Source organism: Arenibaculum sp. (assembly GCF_035998295.1).
Classification (GTDB): Bacteria; Pseudomonadota; Alphaproteobacteria; order Azospirillales; family Azospirillaceae; genus DASYHS01.
The window spans coordinates 1-13,580 of sequence record NZ_DASYHS010000251.1; the positions used below are offsets into that span (position 1 = coordinate 1).

A 13,580-nucleotide genomic window follows, 5' to 3' on the forward strand; every position below is an offset into this window, starting at 1 on the left:
GGACACCCGGCCGCCGCCCCGGGGAACCAACGCCGAGCCCGGGCACGAGATGGCCAGGAGGGGCCCGAGCGACGCGGGTCAGATGATGCGGCTGAAGTAGCGGTGGTGGGCGGTGTTCAGCCGGCTCAAGCGCAACTCGACCGGATTGCCCTGCACGTCGACGGCCACGCGGGAGACCTCCAGGATCGGCGTCCCCAGGCCGACGCCCAGGTGCCTGGCGTCTTCCGCGTCCGCCGCCACCGCGGCGATCCGCTCGTCCGCCCGGATGATCGTCACGCCGTGGTGACGCTGGTACAGGACATACAGTTCCTCCGTCATCTCCCGGCCGGTCGGGACGTCCAGATCCCGGAAGGAGGAGGCCGGCAGCGTGATCCGCTCCAGGATCACCGGCCGGCCGCCGAGATGGCGCAGCCTCGTGATCGCGTGGACCGAAGCCCTGGGCTGCATCCGCAGCAGGGTCGCCTCTTCCTTCGTCGCCCGTTTCATCCGGGAGTCGAGCACCACGCTCGTCGGCAGCTCCTTGTTCCCGTGCTCGTCGACGATGTGGAAGAAATGAAACAGCGACTGCTGGCTCGAGTGCTTGGCGACGTAGGTCCCCCGACCCTGCCGGCGCACGACCAGCTTCTGCTGCTCCAGTTCGACCAGGGCCTTGCGGACCGTCCCCTGGCTCACGCCGAACTCGGCCGCGAGCTGGAATTCGCTCGGTATCATCTCGCCTGGTTTCCAGGAACCGCTTCCGATACGGTCGATCAGCAAGTCCTTGACCTGGCTGTACAGAGGACGAAAGTCGGCCGCCGGCCTGCCGCCGACTGATGATGTCTCGTCCATGCTCATGATCTTCCGCCCCGTCATTCTCATATCTTATATAAGATACATGGCTTGTTGACAATCACCTCAAGGCGTTCTTAACCTGCACGACCGAGTCGCCCATAGAAGGCGGCCACCCAACGAAACGGCGCCTGCCGACCCCCGTGTCGGGCCCGAAGGAGGAGATGACCCAATGCATCGATTCAGCACCGTCCCCATGCTGTTCGCCGCCGCGCTCGCGTTGACGGCGGGCTCCGCCGCCGCGTACCCGGACAAGGACGTCAACTACATCATTCCCTTCAACCCCGGCGGCGAATCCGACATCGCTGCACGCCTCCAGCAGCCGCTGTTCAACGAACTGACCGGCAAGCAGCTCATCGTCAAGTACCAGGCCGGCGCGGGTGGCGCCCAGGCATGGTCGCAGCTCAACAACATGGAGGGCGACGGCCATACGATCATGGGCATGAACCTGCCCCACATCATCCTCCAACCGATGCAGCAGGATGTCGGGTACAAGACGGAAGACCTGGTCCCCGTCTATTATTTCCACTATACGCCGGACGCCATCCTCGTCCCGGCCGACAGCCAGTTCCAGACCATCCAGGACCTGGTCGACTACGCCAAGCAGAATCCCGGGATGGTGACTTTCTCCGGTTCGGGGTCGAACTCCGCGAACCATCTCGCCCAGCAGCGCTTCGACGAACTGGCCGGCGTGACCACCACCTATATCCCCTTCGGCGGGACCGGCCCGTCCGTGACCGCGCTGCTGGGCAACCAGGTGATGGCCTCGATGGGGTATTCCACGGTCGCGGCCAACCAGGGCGACCAGGTCCGGATGCTCGCCGTGGCGACGGATGAGCGGCTGCCCAACTTCCCCGACGTCCCGACCTTCCGCGAGGCGGGAATCGACATGGTCGGCGGGGCGTATCGCGGCGTCGGCGTCCCCAAGTCGACCCCCGAGGAAGTCCGCCAGGAAGTCTCCGACGTCTTCCAGCGGATAAACAACGACCCGCGGATGGTCCAGCAGATGGAGGACGGGGCGTTCGTCGTGATCGACGTGCCGTACGGCGAGGTCGACGCCTTCATGGCCGAGCGGGCGGCCGAGATCGGCGGCATCGCGCAGCGCATGGGCATTACGCAGAACTGACGCCAACCCGGATGCGACTGCCATGGAGATGCTCGGCTACTTCCTCCAGGCGCTGACGCCCCTCAACTTCGCCCTGGCGGTCGCCGGCGTGGTTCTCGGGACGGTCATCGGCGCATTGCCGGGGTTGTCGGCGACCATGGCGGTCGCCGTCCTGGTACCCTTCACCTTCGGCATGGATCCTGCCTCCGGGCTGATCGCGCTGGGCGCGATCTACACCGGGGCGATCTACGGCGGAGCTTTCGCCGCGATCCTGGTCAACACGCCCGGGACGCCGTCGTCGATCGCGACGACCTTCGACGGCTTTCCCATGGCCCGGCGGGGCGACGGCAACCTGGCGGTCACGCTCGCCACGCTTGCGTCCGTCACCGGCGGCGTGGTCGGCGGGCTGTTCCTCCTGCTGGTCTCGCCGCCGCTCGCCACCGTGGCGCTGGCCTTCGGTCCGCCGGAGTATTTCTGGCTGGCCGTGTTCGGGCTGACGCTGATCTCGGCCCTGTCGGTCGGCAACATGCTGAAGGGCCTGATCGGGGCCTGCTTCGGCCTGTTCCTCGCGATGATGGGGGTGGCCGTGGTGGGCGGGGACACCCGCTTCACGCTTGGCAGCCATCTCCTGCTCGGCGGCGTGGACGTGATCGCGGCCCTGATCGGCCTCTACTGCATTCCCGTCATCATCGACCTGGTCGCCACGCCGGACCCGCACCTCAAGGTGTCGCCCCAAGGAGGCGGGTTCCGGCTCGCCGAGGCGCTGCGGCTGTGCTGGCGGGGGAAATGGAACCTGATGCGCAGTTCGGTCGTCGGGACGGTCGTCGGCATCCTGCCGGGGGCCGGAGGGTCGATCGCGAGCCTGGTGGCCTATTCCGAGGCCCGGCGCTCGTCGCGCCATCCCCAGGAGTTCGGAAAGGGAGCGCCCGATGGCGTCCTCGCGACGGAGAGCGCCAACAACGCGACCGTCGGGGGAGGCTTCATTCCCACGCTCGTGCTCGGTATTCCCGGCACCCCTCCGGACGCGGTGATCCTCGGCGCCCTGCTCGTTCAGGGCATCCGGACCGGCCCGACGCTCTTCACCGCCCAGGGCCCGATCGTCTACACCTTCATCTTCGGCCTGCTGATCGCGACGGTTCTAATGCTCCCGACCGGCCTGTTGCTCGGGCGCTACGCCTACAAGTCGATCATCGCGATCCCGAAGGCGGTGCTCGTCCCGACCGTGGCGATGCTGACCGTGGTCGGCAGCTATGCCGTCCACAACAACAGCGACGACGTGATCGTGATGTTCGTCCTGGGCGTCGTCGGCTGGGTGCTCAACCGTTTCGGCTTCGCCCCCTCCCCCATCGTGCTGGGATTGATCCTCGGCCCCATCGCGGAGCAGGGCTTCGTGCAGAGCTGGCTGATCGGAAACGCCCAGGGCAACCTGGCCGGGATGTTCTTCGGGCGCCCCATCAGCCTCGCGATCGTGGCGCTCTCCGTCCTCACCCTCTTCTATCCGATCCTCGCCGAACTGTGGCGCAGCCGCACGGCGCGCCGGCTGGAGGCCCGCGATGCGAAATGACTGGACCGTCCGCGACGTCGGCACCGTCGTAGCCGGCCTCATCTTCATCCTGCTCGGCGCCTGGATGATACGGGAAAGCTTCGCGATGTCGCCGCTCGGCTCGGTGTTCCCGCGCACCATCGCGGCGGTCATGATCGTCTGCTCGGTCATGCTGGTCGTCCAGCGCCTCTACCGGCGCCCGGCCCCGCCGGCCGACGAGAACCCGGCGGGCGAGTCGACCGGGCGTCGGCTCGCGCTGGTGGCCGTCATGGCCGCCTGGGTCTTCCTCCTGCCGGTACTGGGCTTCTTCACCAGCAGCCTGCTGGCGTTCCTGGTGCTCCTCGCCGTCGCCAACTACGACGGCTGGAACCTGCGCCGGGTGCTCGTCTACGGCGCCTCGGCGGTAGGGATCATCGTCGCATTCTATCTCGTCTTCGTCGAGCTGCTCCTGCTCCCCATGCCCCGCGGCTTTCTCATCTGAAGGCGGAGCCAGTCCAATGCGCATCGTAGACATTCGCGAACGTGCGGTTCCCATCAAGTCCAACATCCGCAACGCCTACATCGACTTCAGCCAGATGACCGCGAGCGTGGTCACCGTCGTCACCGACGCGGTCCGCGACGGCCGGCCGGTGATCGGCTTCGGCTTCAACTCGAACGGCCGCTACGCGCCGAGCGGCCTGCTGCGCGAGCGGTTCATTCCCCGCCTGCTCGGCGCCCCGCCCGACACGCTCCTGGACGAGGACGGCATTCTCGACCCCGCCCGCGCCTGGTCGGCCATGATGGCCAACGAGAAACCCGGCGGGCATGGCGAGAGATCGGTCGCGGTCGGGGTCCTGGACATGGCGCTGTGGGACGCGCGGGCGAAGATGGAGGGCATCCCCTTGTGGCGCCTCCTGGCCGACCGCTACCGCGGCGGGACGGCGGACGACCGCGTGTCGGTCTACGCAGCCGGGGGCTACTATTATCCCGGCAAGGACGTCCGGGCGCTCCAGGACGAGATGCGCTCCTATCTCGACCGCGGCTACACGGCGGTGAAGATCAAGATCGGCGGCGGCGACCTTGCGGAGGACCTGCGCCGGATCGACGCCGTCGTCGAGGTGACGGGGTCGGCTTCCTCCCTCGCCGTGGACGCGAACGGGCGCTTCGACCTGACGACGGCCATGGCCTACGCCAGGGCGCTCGAGCCCTATGGGCTGAAATGGTACGAGGAAGCCGGCGATCCGCTGGACTATCGGCTGCAGGCCGCACTGGCCGAGGTCTATGCGCCCACGATGGCGACCGGGGAGAACCTGTTCTCCATGCAGGACGCCCGCAACCTGATCCGCTACGGCGGCATGCGGCCGGACAGGGACGTGCTCCAGTTCGACTGCGCGTTGAGCTATGGCCTGGTCGAGTACCTGCGCATATTGGACATGCTGGAGCGCCATGGCTGGAGTGCCCGCCGCGTGGTCCCGCACGGCGGACACCAGATGTCGCTCAACATCGCCGCGGGACTTGGCTTGGGGGGCAACGAATCCTATCCCGACGTCTTCCGGCCGTTCGGTGGCTTCGCGGACGACATCCCCGTGGAGAATGGCTTCGTCCGCCTGCCGCAGGCGCCGGGCGTGGGATTCGAGACGAAGAACGACCTATACGCGGTCATGAAGGACGTCGCAGGGGCTTGAACCTCTCGAGGAAGGATGGGAAGAACGATGCCAGACTACAGGATCGCAGTCATTCCGGGGGACGGGATCGGCGCCGAGGTGGTGCCGGAGGGCATTCGCGTCCTCGAGGCGGCAGGCCGGCGTTTCGGGATCGGGTTCGCCTGGGAGCATTTCGACTGGAGTTGCGCCTACTACCAGCGCCACGGGCGCATGATGCCGCAGGACGGCCTCGACCAGATACGCGGCCATGACGCGATCTTCCTGGGCGCGATCGGCTTTCCGGGCGTACCCGACCACGTCTCGCTTTGGGAGCTCCTGATCCCGATCAGGCGCGAATTCCAGCAATACGTCAATCTCCGCCCCGTCCGGCTGCTGCGCGGCGTCACGTCGCCGCTGGCCGGGCGTACGGCCGCCGACATCGACTTCTACGTCGTGCGCGAGAACAACGAGGGCGAGTATTCCGAGGTCGGTGGCCGCCTCTATCGCGGGACCGAGCATGAGATGGCGGTCCAGGAGGCCGTCTTCACCCGCCGCGGCGTCGACCGGATCCTTCGCTACGCCTTCGAACTGGCGCGCGAGCGGCCGCGCAAGCACGTGACCTCCGCGACCAAGTCGAACGGCATCGTCCACACGATGCCGTTCTGGGACGAGCGCTTCTCGGCGATGGCCCAGCAGTATCCGGACGTGCGCTCCGACCAGTACCACATCGACATCCTGACCGCGCATTTCGTTCAGCACCCCGACTGGTTCGACGTCGTGGTCGCCTCGAACCTGTTCGGAGACATCCTTTCCGATCTCGGGCCGGCGGTCGCGGGCTCGATCGGCATCGCGCCGTCCGCGAACATCAATCCCGAGCGCCAGTTCCCGTCGATGTTCGAGCCCGTGCACGGCTCCGCACCCGACATCGCGGGCAAAGGCATCGCCAACCCGATCGGCCAGATCTGGTCCGGCGCCATGATGCTCCAGCATCTCGGGCATCCCGACGCGGCCGACGCGGTGCTGGCGGCGATCGAGGCGGTGCTCGAAGACCCGGCGGCGCGCACGCGCGACATGGGCGGCTCCGCCAGCACCGTCGAGTGCGGGCGCGCCATCGCCGACGCGGTCGCCGCCTGACCGGCGGAAGCACGACGCTTGCCGTCGCCCGCCACTGCCGCTAGCAAGGCGGAAAGTGACGAGGCACGCGGGCGCATGGCTGATCGGGACCTAGGAGAGCGGATCGACATCCTCTTCGCCCTCGCGGGCGCACGCGCGGCGTCGGGGGATGTGGGAGGCGCATCGCGGGGGTACCGGGCGGTGCTCGAACTCGATCCCGCCCACGCCGAGGCGCTTCACCGGCTCGGCAACCTGCAGCGCGAGGATGGCGACGCCGGGACGGCGATACGGCTGCTGTCCCGGTCGCTTGCGACGCGGCCGGGGCATGCCCATACGCTCAACAACCTGGGCGGTGCGTATCGCGACGCGGGCAAGCCCGGCCTCGCCTATCTGGCGCTCTCGGCCGCCGCCGACGCGATGCCCGGCGACGCGCGTGTTTGGGTCAATCTTGGGGCAACCCTTATCGAGCTGCGCAGATACGGGGAAGCTGCCGACGCGCTCCATGAAGCGGTGTCCCTGGACCCGGCGTGCGACGAAGGACACCACCTCCTCGCCTCGGCCTTGTACCGCCTCCACCTCGGGGGTGCGGCCGAGGACGCCGTGCACAGGGCGCGCGCATGGCTGGCGGCCTGCCCGGAGGCGCCGCTCCCCCAACATTCCCTTGCGGCGCTGGGCGGTGAGCCGCCGCCGCCCGCCGCGAGCACCGACTGGGTCCGCGCCGTCTTCGACCGCTTCGGGCCGTCCTTCGATACCCATCTGCGTGCGCTGTCCTACGGCGTGCCGGCACGGATCGGAGAGTTGGCCCGGGGTGGTCCGATGGCCGGCGGAGCCCGCGTGCTGGACCTGGGCTGCGGGACCGGCCTTTGCGGCGAGCATCTGCGGCCTCTGGCCCGTCACCTCGCGGGCGTCGACCTCTCCCGAGGCATGCTGGCCCGGGCGTGGGCGAAAGGTCTTTACGACCGGCTGGTGGAAGGCGACATCGTCAACTTCCTGGAGGACCAGCCCGCGCGCACCTGGGACCTGATCGTCGCCGCCGACGTTTTCATCTATGTCGGCGATCTCGTGCCGTTGCTGCGGCCCCTGTCGAGCGCACTGGGCGCGAGGGGCCGGTTCCTGTTCTCCATCGAGGCGGCAGGCGGCGGGGCGGCCGAGCATGGCTACGAGCTTCATGCCAGCGGCAGGTACCGTCATGCCGAAGCCCATGTCCGGCGGATCATCGCCGGGCACGGGCTCGTCGTCGACCATGTCGAGGACACCACCGTCCGCATGGAGCGCGGCGTGCCGGTCACGGGATGGATCTTCGCGGCCTCGAAGCCGTAGGCGGATGCCGCCGGAACCCCCATTCCCACCCGCTGTTTGCTGGTGGCCCGCGTGACACGGATGTCGGACACGGGGCCAGAACACCGGGGAGATCGATGCAGATCCGAGACATCATGACCAGGGACGTGCAGGTCGTCGCGCCGTCCGACAGCATCCGTCGTGCAGCCGAGCTGATGGATAGCCTGAATGTGGGCGTACTGCCGGTCTGCGACGGCGGGAACCTGGTGGGAGTGGTGACCGACCGCGACATCACCGTGCGCGCCACCTCGACCGGCAGGGCTCCCGACGAATGCCTCGTCGGCGAGGTCATGACCGCCGACGTCCGCTACTGCTACGAGGACGACGTCGTGAACGACGTCGCGCGGCTGATGGGCAGCGTCCAGATCCGCCGGATCCCCGTCCTCGACCAGTCCAACCGGCTGACCGGCATCATCGCGCTGGGCGACATCGCCACCCAGGCCAAGGAGAACGCCGCCGGTCCCACCCTCGAACGGATTTCCGAGCCTTCCCGGCCGGACCGGAGCTGAGGGGCCGGCCATCGGCTCGAACGCGCCTGCGGGCATCCTGCGCGCGCCGTGCGTCGCCGCCACGTGCGTGCGTCATGGTGTCGCTCGCACTGCGGGACAGGCTCGTGCTAGGCCTGCGGTTTCGCCTTTGAGGCCCGTTCGGGGGGCCGTTCGGGGTGAGGGATGCCGCCGGACCGGACGTGACATTGACTGCCTTTCAGACCCTGATCCGGTCCGTGGAGTATCTGACACTCTTCGCGGGTGCGGGAGGCGCGCTGTTCCTCGCAATGGTGCTGCACGAGGAGCGCCGGCTCGTGGCCCGGCTGCAGCCCGGACTGCTGCTGCTCGCCGGCGTGGCGGGATCGGCGGCGATCCTGGACGTCGGGCTGCACGGCGCCGCGCTGGCCGCGGAGCCGGCCGGGCTCCTGACCGGGCGGGCGTGGCTTGCCGGTCTCGCCAGCCCGAGAGGCCTGACGAGTTCGGTCATCGTCGCCGGGATGGGGTTCGTCGCCTTGGCGGTCGCCGCACGCGGGGCCGTCGCCGCGATGCTCGCGAGCGTCGCGGGCGCGGCCCTGTCCGCACTGGCGCTAGCCTTCGGCAGCGAGGCGTCGCTCGACGATCCAGCTTGGCTCAGCTTCGCAATGGTCCTCCTTCACGGGCTCGCCTCATTGACGCTGGTCGGGGCGGTCTGGCCGCTTCTGGTGACGCTGACCACTCAGCCGGCCGAAACCTGCGTCCGCATCCTGCGGACCGGACGGCCGGTCCTGGCGACGGCCCTCGCCGTCGTGCTCGCAACGGGGATCCTTCTTAGCCCCTTGGGGATATCGGACCCGGACGCCGTTACCGGCACGTCCTACGGCCTGCTGTGGCTGGCGAAAGTACTCCTGTCGGCGATCCTGGTCGCGCTGCTGGCGCGGCAGGCATATCACCGGACCTCGCTTCTCCGCCGCGTCGACGACAGTCCCCGCAGCATGCGCGGCCGGGTGCTCATCGATGGGCTGGTTCTCGCAGCGCTTGTCGTCGTTTCGGTGGTGATGGAAGTCACCCAAGGCTCCAACCCGTACCAGGAGTAGACCATGTCCAGGCCATTCGCCCTGAAGACGCTGGCGGCGTTCGGAACCGCCGTCCTTTTCGCCGCCGCAACACCTTCCTCGGGGCATGCCGACGAGGCCCGGGCAGGCTCTCTCGCCGTCGAGGCCCCTTGGGCACGGGCGGGCGCACCCAGGGCCGTGGCCGGCGCCGCCTTCCTGTCCATCAGGAACGAAGGCGACACGCCCGACCGCCTGCTGGGGGCTGAAACCCCGATTGCCGCGCGGGCGGAACTGCATGCCCATGTCGAAGAGGACGGGGTGATGCGCATGCGTCCCGTGGACGCCGTCGACATCCCGGCGGACGCGACGGCGGTCCTCGCGCCCGGAGGCTTCCATCTCATGCTCCTGGGCTTGAAAGGTCCGCTCGTCGAAGGAGGATCGTTTCCCCTGACCCTCTCCTTCGAAAAGTCGGGCCCGGCCCGGGTCGTCGTGCCCGTGCTCGCGGCCGGTGCTTCCGCGCCTGGGGCCGCGCCATCCGGCCACGCCCATTGACGGGATGGCAAAGGATCGGGATCGAAATGGACGCAGGTAGTTCGAGTTCAGGATTACTGGCGCTTCCGTTCACCGGCAAATACCGGATGCCTCGAACTCAGGAAACGGCTGAAGTCCCACTCTGCCCTATTAGAGTCTCTCGCCGCGACACCGTGCGACCGAGCCTTTCGTATAGGTCGCTCGATGAGGGTCGGCGATGCGATTGTCACTTGATCCTCGGTAGTAAAGCGTTTACCAGCACGGTCCATGGACATCATAATCGACCGCCAACCCTGATGCGGCCTTCTCGCGATACCGTGACGTCGCCGACACTTCATCCCAGAGCTCCGACCGTCTCGTGATGATCGTTTCTCCTACGTCCCTCCTCTCCAAGAACGGCCTTGCCGACGGCGGCGCCGAACGCCCCGGAGCGTGCGGATGATCGGAAGGGAGGGGCAGAGTGCGGGAGCCCAGGCGCAGTTCGAAAGGCGCCTGCGTATACTGATCGTCGAGGACGATGCCCTCGTCGCCTTGGGAATCCGGTGCACGCTCGAGGATCTGGGCTACGAGGTATGCGGCGTTGCCGCGTCCGAGCCGGAAGCCGTGCGCTTGGCCGCCGAAACTCGGCCCGACCTGACATTGATGGACATCCGGCTCAAGGGTACGGTAGACGGCATCGATACCGCCAGGCGGCTGCGCGCCGAGTTCGGGATCAGGTCCGTCTACCTGTCCGCCTACACGGACCACCAGACGATGTCCCGCGTTACCGCCACCTACCCGCTCGGCTTCGTGCAGAAGCCCTATTCGGCGAGCCAGCTGAAGAACGCGCTCGAGTTGGCCGCGCGCCGGCTGGGAGCGGCGTGAGAGGGTCGGCCTTTCCCGACCCTCCCGGAACCACGGTCACTGCTGAATGAACGCCTTGTTGTAGGACTGCACGATCGGATCGACGATGTAGTCCAGCGGCGTGCGCGGAGACACGAGGATCTGCGCCTCCACCGGCATGCCCGGCATGATCCGCAGGCTCTTCACGAGGTGGGGAGTGGCGTCGGCCAGCCGTATGCGCGTCAGGAAGTAGGGTTGCTGCGTCGCGTGGTCGATCAGCCGGTCCGCCGACACGTGCGCGACCGTTCCTTCCATGGTGCCGATGACGCGCGTGTCGTAGGCCGACAGCGTGAGCCGCGTGTGCATGCCCGGCGTCACGGCCTCGATGTCCTGGGGACGCACGCGCGCTTCGACCAGGAGCGGCTTCTCGGCCGGGACGACGTCGAGGATTGGTTCGTTCGGGGTGATCACCCCTCCCGCCGCCAGATGGCCGAGACCGACCACGAGGCCGTCCTCCGGCGCGCGGATATCCCGGTTCGCGAGCCTGTTGGCGGCGTCCCGGCGCATCTCCGCCGACTTCGCCGCTTCCGCGCGCACGGCGTTCAGCTCCGTCAGCACCTTCTCCAGGCGCTCGTCCCGCCGTTGCGCGATCTCCGCCTCCGCTTCGACCGAGGCGCGCCGGGCTTCGGCGATGCGCGCGCCGAGCTCGCGGTCCCGGCCCTGGAGGCGCGCCTCCTCCTTACGCTGCTCCAGCACGCGCGCCTTGGGGGCGTTGCCGTTCGCGGCCAGCCGCTGGGTGTTGCCGATCTCCTGGCGCAGCAGCGCAAGCTCCGCCTCGATGAAGCCGCGCTGCTCGCCGAGGCTTTCCGCTTCGGCCCGAAGCGAGGCCACGCGCTCGTTCAGGAGAGACAGCTCCTGAACAATCTGGCCTCTGCGGACGGTGAACAGCTCCTCCTGGGTGCGCACCAGCTTGGCGATCTTCGGATCGTCGGCGTTGTCCAGGATCGCCTCCGGCCATTCGATCGAGGGGCGTTCGAGCAGCTCGGCGTTCAGGCGGGCGTCGAGTGCGATCTGCGTCAGCCAGTCCTCGGTCACGACCTCCAGGCGCGCGCGCGCCTCGCTCGGATCGAGCCGGAGAAGGAGCTGCCCTCCCTTGACGGAGTCGCCTTCCTGGACCATCACCTCGCCGATGACGCCGCCCTCGGTGTGCTTCACGGTCTTGCGCCCCGTCTCGGGCACGAGAACGCCGGGGGCCACGACGGCGCTGTGCAACGGGGCAAGTGCCGCCCAGGCCGTCATGCTGCCGACGCCGGCGGTCAGGATGACGCCGCCCGCGAGCAGCAGCCCGCGGATCGACGTCTTCGGAATGGCCCTGAGCGCCAGTGGATTGTTCGGAAGCAAGCTCATGAAATGGCTCCTCGCTCCATCATTCGGCATTCGCCACTGCCGGGGCGGGCGTCGGGCGGCGCGCCATCGGGCCGACGACCTGGTCGCGTGGGCCGTATGCCGCGATCGTGCCGTTCTTCAGCACCATCACTTTGTCCGCCATCTCCATGAACGTGCTCTGATGCGAGAGCACGACGGTGGTGATGCTGTGTTCCCGGGCCGCGGCCAGGAAGCGCCGGACCGCCTCGTGGCCCTGCAGGTCAAGGTTCGTTACCGGCTCGTCGAGGACGATCATCGCCGGGTGGCCGAACGCCGCCCGGGCCAGCGCGATGAGCCGCGCGGTTCCATTCGACAGGTAGGTGCCGGGATCGCCGATCTCCGTGTCGTAGCCGTCCGGAAGGGCGGTGATGATGTCGTGGAGATTGCAGCGCCGGGCCGTCTCGATCACCTCGTCGAGCGATGCGCCGCTGAAGCGGGATATGTTCTCGGCGATGGTGCCGGGAAGCAGGTCGACCTCCTGCGGGACGTAGGCGATGGAGCGCAGCGGATCGGCGGGCCGCCAGTCGGCGACGTCGATCCCGTCCAGGCGGACCGCACCCGCGTGGGGGCGCAACGCGCCCGTCAGCAGCTTGCCGAGCGTCGTCTTGCCGCTGCGGTTCGGACCGAACACGCACAGCATCTCGCCGGGCTCGAGGTCGAAGGTGACGTTGCGCAGGATCGGGGGCAGGTCGCGGCCGGAGACGAGGTGCACCCCGTCGACCACCAGCTTGCCGTTCCCGGGCGTCGCCCCGGCATTCGCGTCCGGCCGGCACAGGTTGCCGAGCGAGGGCATCAGCCGGCGCCAGGCGGCGACCGACGTCAGCATGCCGCCCCACCCGCCGGCGATCTGGTCGAACGGCGTCATGGCGCGCGCGATCAGCATCGACGTCGCGATCAGCCCGCCGAAGGACAGGTGATTCTCCATCACCAGCGCGGCGCCGACCCCGGTCACCGCGATCTGGAGCAGGTAGCGCAGCCATTTAGTGACGGAGCTGAAGAGGGCGCCCCGGTCGTAGGCCGTGCCGCCATGGGCCGCGGCCGTCATGGCATCGCCCGCCCACCGGTCGACCGCACCGACTTCCATGCGCAGCGCCCGGATCGTGTCGGACTTGCCGCCGATCACCTCCATCATGCGCGAAGCCTTTCCGCCGGCCGCGCGCGCCCCTTCCGAGGGCCGCCTGGTAAGGCGGTCGGCGGCGACGGCCACCAGCATCATGACGACGGAGCCGACGACCATCAGCAGCGCGAGCAGCGGATGGACCAGGTAGATCCCGACCAGGTAGAGCGGGGTCCAGGGTAAGTCGTTAAGGGCACCGAAAGCCGGGCGCACGAGAAAGCCGCGGACCTCGCTCAGGTCCGACAGCAGGCTCGTCGCGGCCCTGCCGCGCTGGCCGGATTGCAGGCTTTCCGAGACCAGCTTGGGACGGAACGCCGCGTCCAACCAGGTGCCTGCCCGGTTGAACAGCCTCGCGCGCACCGTCTCGAGCATGGCCGTGATCGTCAGGGCGATCACGGTGACGAGGGTGAGCAGGAGAAGCGTGTCCATGTTGTAGGACGGAATCGCCCGCGTGAAGACCTGGAGCGAATAGAGCGGAACGCTCAGGAGCAGGAGGTTGATAACAGCACTGAACGCGAAACCCGCGTACAGGCTGATGCGAAAGTGCCGCAAATCGGGCGCGGGGATGGGGCACGTCTGCCGGATCGTGGATTCGATCGTCATCGGTCCTTCTCTCA

The 13,580-nt window shown here is 68.3% G+C and carries 13 protein-coding genes; 10 read left to right on the forward strand and 3 right to left on the reverse strand.

The features are described 5' to 3' along the window. Positions 1-78: 78 nt before the first annotated feature. Positions 79-858: a GntR family transcriptional regulator gene (locus VGO20_RS23605; RefSeq protein WP_414639887.1), complete on the reverse strand. Its 780-nt coding sequence runs from the start codon at positions 856-858 to the stop codon at positions 79-81. A 142-nt stretch (positions 859-1,000) separates the two neighbouring features. Here VGO20_RS23605 and VGO20_RS23610 point away from each other — a divergent pair, with 142 nt between their 5' ends. The 10 genes from VGO20_RS23610 to VGO20_RS23655 all read left to right on the forward strand — a co-directional run bounded on the left by VGO20_RS23610 (position 1,001) and on the right by VGO20_RS23655 (position 10,463). Next, entirely contained in the window at positions 1,001-1,954 is a 954-nt protein-coding gene (locus VGO20_RS23610; RefSeq protein WP_327504845.1) for a tripartite tricarboxylate transporter substrate binding protein, read from the forward strand. Between the two features lie 22 nt (positions 1,955-1,976). Further along, complete coding sequence (locus tag VGO20_RS23615; RefSeq protein WP_327504846.1) at positions 1,977-3,497, forward strand: tripartite tricarboxylate transporter permease; 1,521 nt, start codon at positions 1,977-1,979, stop codon at positions 3,495-3,497. After that, positions 3,487-3,957, forward strand: a complete 471-nt coding sequence (locus VGO20_RS23620; protein WP_327504847.1) for a tripartite tricarboxylate transporter TctB family protein — start codon at positions 3,487-3,489, stop codon at positions 3,955-3,957. Before VGO20_RS23615 ends, VGO20_RS23620 begins: the two co-directional genes overlap by 11 nt. A 16-nt stretch (positions 3,958-3,973) precedes the next feature. Further along, the gene (locus VGO20_RS23625; RefSeq protein WP_327504848.1) at positions 3,974-5,140 is read left to right on the forward strand and encodes a mandelate racemase/muconate lactonizing enzyme family protein; all 1,167 of its coding nucleotides are present in this window, start codon (positions 3,974-3,976) and stop codon (positions 5,138-5,140) included. 27 nt (positions 5,141-5,167) lie between these two features. Further along, positions 5,168-6,232, forward strand: a complete 1,065-nt coding sequence (locus VGO20_RS23630; RefSeq protein ID WP_327504849.1) for a tartrate dehydrogenase — start codon at positions 5,168-5,170, stop codon at positions 6,230-6,232. A 75-nt stretch (positions 6,233-6,307) separates the two neighbouring features. Further along, positions 6,308-7,531, forward strand: coding sequence for a tetratricopeptide repeat protein (locus tag VGO20_RS23635; RefSeq protein ID WP_327504850.1), 1,224 nt, complete (start codon positions 6,308-6,310; stop codon positions 7,529-7,531). A 113-nt stretch (positions 7,532-7,644) separates the two neighbouring features. After that, the gene (locus VGO20_RS23640; RefSeq protein WP_327504851.1) at positions 7,645-8,058 is read left to right on the forward strand and encodes a CBS domain-containing protein; all 414 of its coding nucleotides are present in this window, start codon (positions 7,645-7,647) and stop codon (positions 8,056-8,058) included. Positions 8,059-8,273: 215 nt separating this feature from the next. Then, entirely contained in the window at positions 8,274-9,110 is an 837-nt protein-coding gene (locus VGO20_RS23645; protein WP_327504852.1) for a CopD family protein, read from the forward strand. Between the two features lie 3 nt (positions 9,111-9,113). Continuing rightward, positions 9,114-9,620 carry a copper chaperone PCu(A)C gene (locus VGO20_RS23650; RefSeq protein WP_327504853.1) on the forward strand — a complete coding sequence of 169 codons (507 nt, stop codon included), beginning with the start codon at positions 9,114-9,116 and terminating at the stop codon, positions 9,618-9,620. A 417-nt stretch (positions 9,621-10,037) separates the two neighbouring features. Next, entirely contained in the window at positions 10,038-10,463 is a 426-nt protein-coding gene (locus tag VGO20_RS23655; protein ID WP_327504854.1) for a response regulator, read from the forward strand. A gap of 36 nt (positions 10,464-10,499) precedes the next feature. Here the strand turns inward: VGO20_RS23655 and VGO20_RS23660 are convergent, their stop codons facing one another. Further along, positions 10,500-11,828: an HlyD family type I secretion periplasmic adaptor subunit gene (locus VGO20_RS23660; RefSeq protein ID WP_327504855.1), complete on the reverse strand. Its 1,329-nt coding sequence runs from the start codon at positions 11,826-11,828 to the stop codon at positions 10,500-10,502. Positions 11,829-11,847: 19 nt separating this feature from the next. After that, positions 11,848-13,566, reverse strand: coding sequence for a type I secretion system permease/ATPase (locus VGO20_RS23665; protein ID WP_327504856.1), 1,719 nt, complete (start codon positions 13,564-13,566; stop codon positions 11,848-11,850). Between the last annotated feature and the right edge of the window lie 14 nt (positions 13,567-13,580).

Coding starts and splice junctions, on each gene's coding strand:
- VGO20_RS23660 (WP_327504855.1), bottom strand. CDS start 11,828: ATGAGCTTGCTTCCGAACAATCCACTGGCGCTCAGGGCCATTCCGAAG.
- VGO20_RS23620 (WP_327504847.1), top strand. CDS start 3,487: ATGCGAAATGACTGGACCGTCCGCGACGTCGGCACCGTCGTAGCCGGC.
- VGO20_RS23640 (WP_327504851.1), top strand. CDS start 7,645: ATGACCAGGGACGTGCAGGTCGTCGCGCCGTCCGACAGCATCCGTCGT.
- VGO20_RS23635 (WP_327504850.1), top strand. CDS start 6,308: ATGGCTGATCGGGACCTAGGAGAGCGGATCGACATCCTCTTCGCCCTC.
- VGO20_RS23610 (WP_327504845.1), top strand. CDS start 1,001: ATGCATCGATTCAGCACCGTCCCCATGCTGTTCGCCGCCGCGCTCGCG.
- VGO20_RS23605 (WP_414639887.1), bottom strand. CDS start 858: ATGAGAATGACGGGGCGGAAGATCATGAGCATGGACGAGACATCATCA.
- VGO20_RS23650 (WP_327504853.1), top strand. CDS start 9,114: ATGTCCAGGCCATTCGCCCTGAAGACGCTGGCGGCGTTCGGAACCGCC.
- VGO20_RS23625 (WP_327504848.1), top strand. CDS start 3,974: ATGCGCATCGTAGACATTCGCGAACGTGCGGTTCCCATCAAGTCCAAC.
- VGO20_RS23665 (WP_327504856.1), bottom strand. CDS start 13,566: ATGACGATCGAATCCACGATCCGGCAGACGTGCCCCATCCCCGCGCCC.
- VGO20_RS23655 (WP_327504854.1), top strand. CDS start 10,038: ATGATCGGAAGGGAGGGGCAGAGTGCGGGAGCCCAGGCGCAGTTCGAA.
- VGO20_RS23615 (WP_327504846.1), top strand. CDS start 1,977: ATGGAGATGCTCGGCTACTTCCTCCAGGCGCTGACGCCCCTCAACTTC.
- VGO20_RS23630 (WP_327504849.1), top strand. CDS start 5,168: ATGCCAGACTACAGGATCGCAGTCATTCCGGGGGACGGGATCGGCGCC.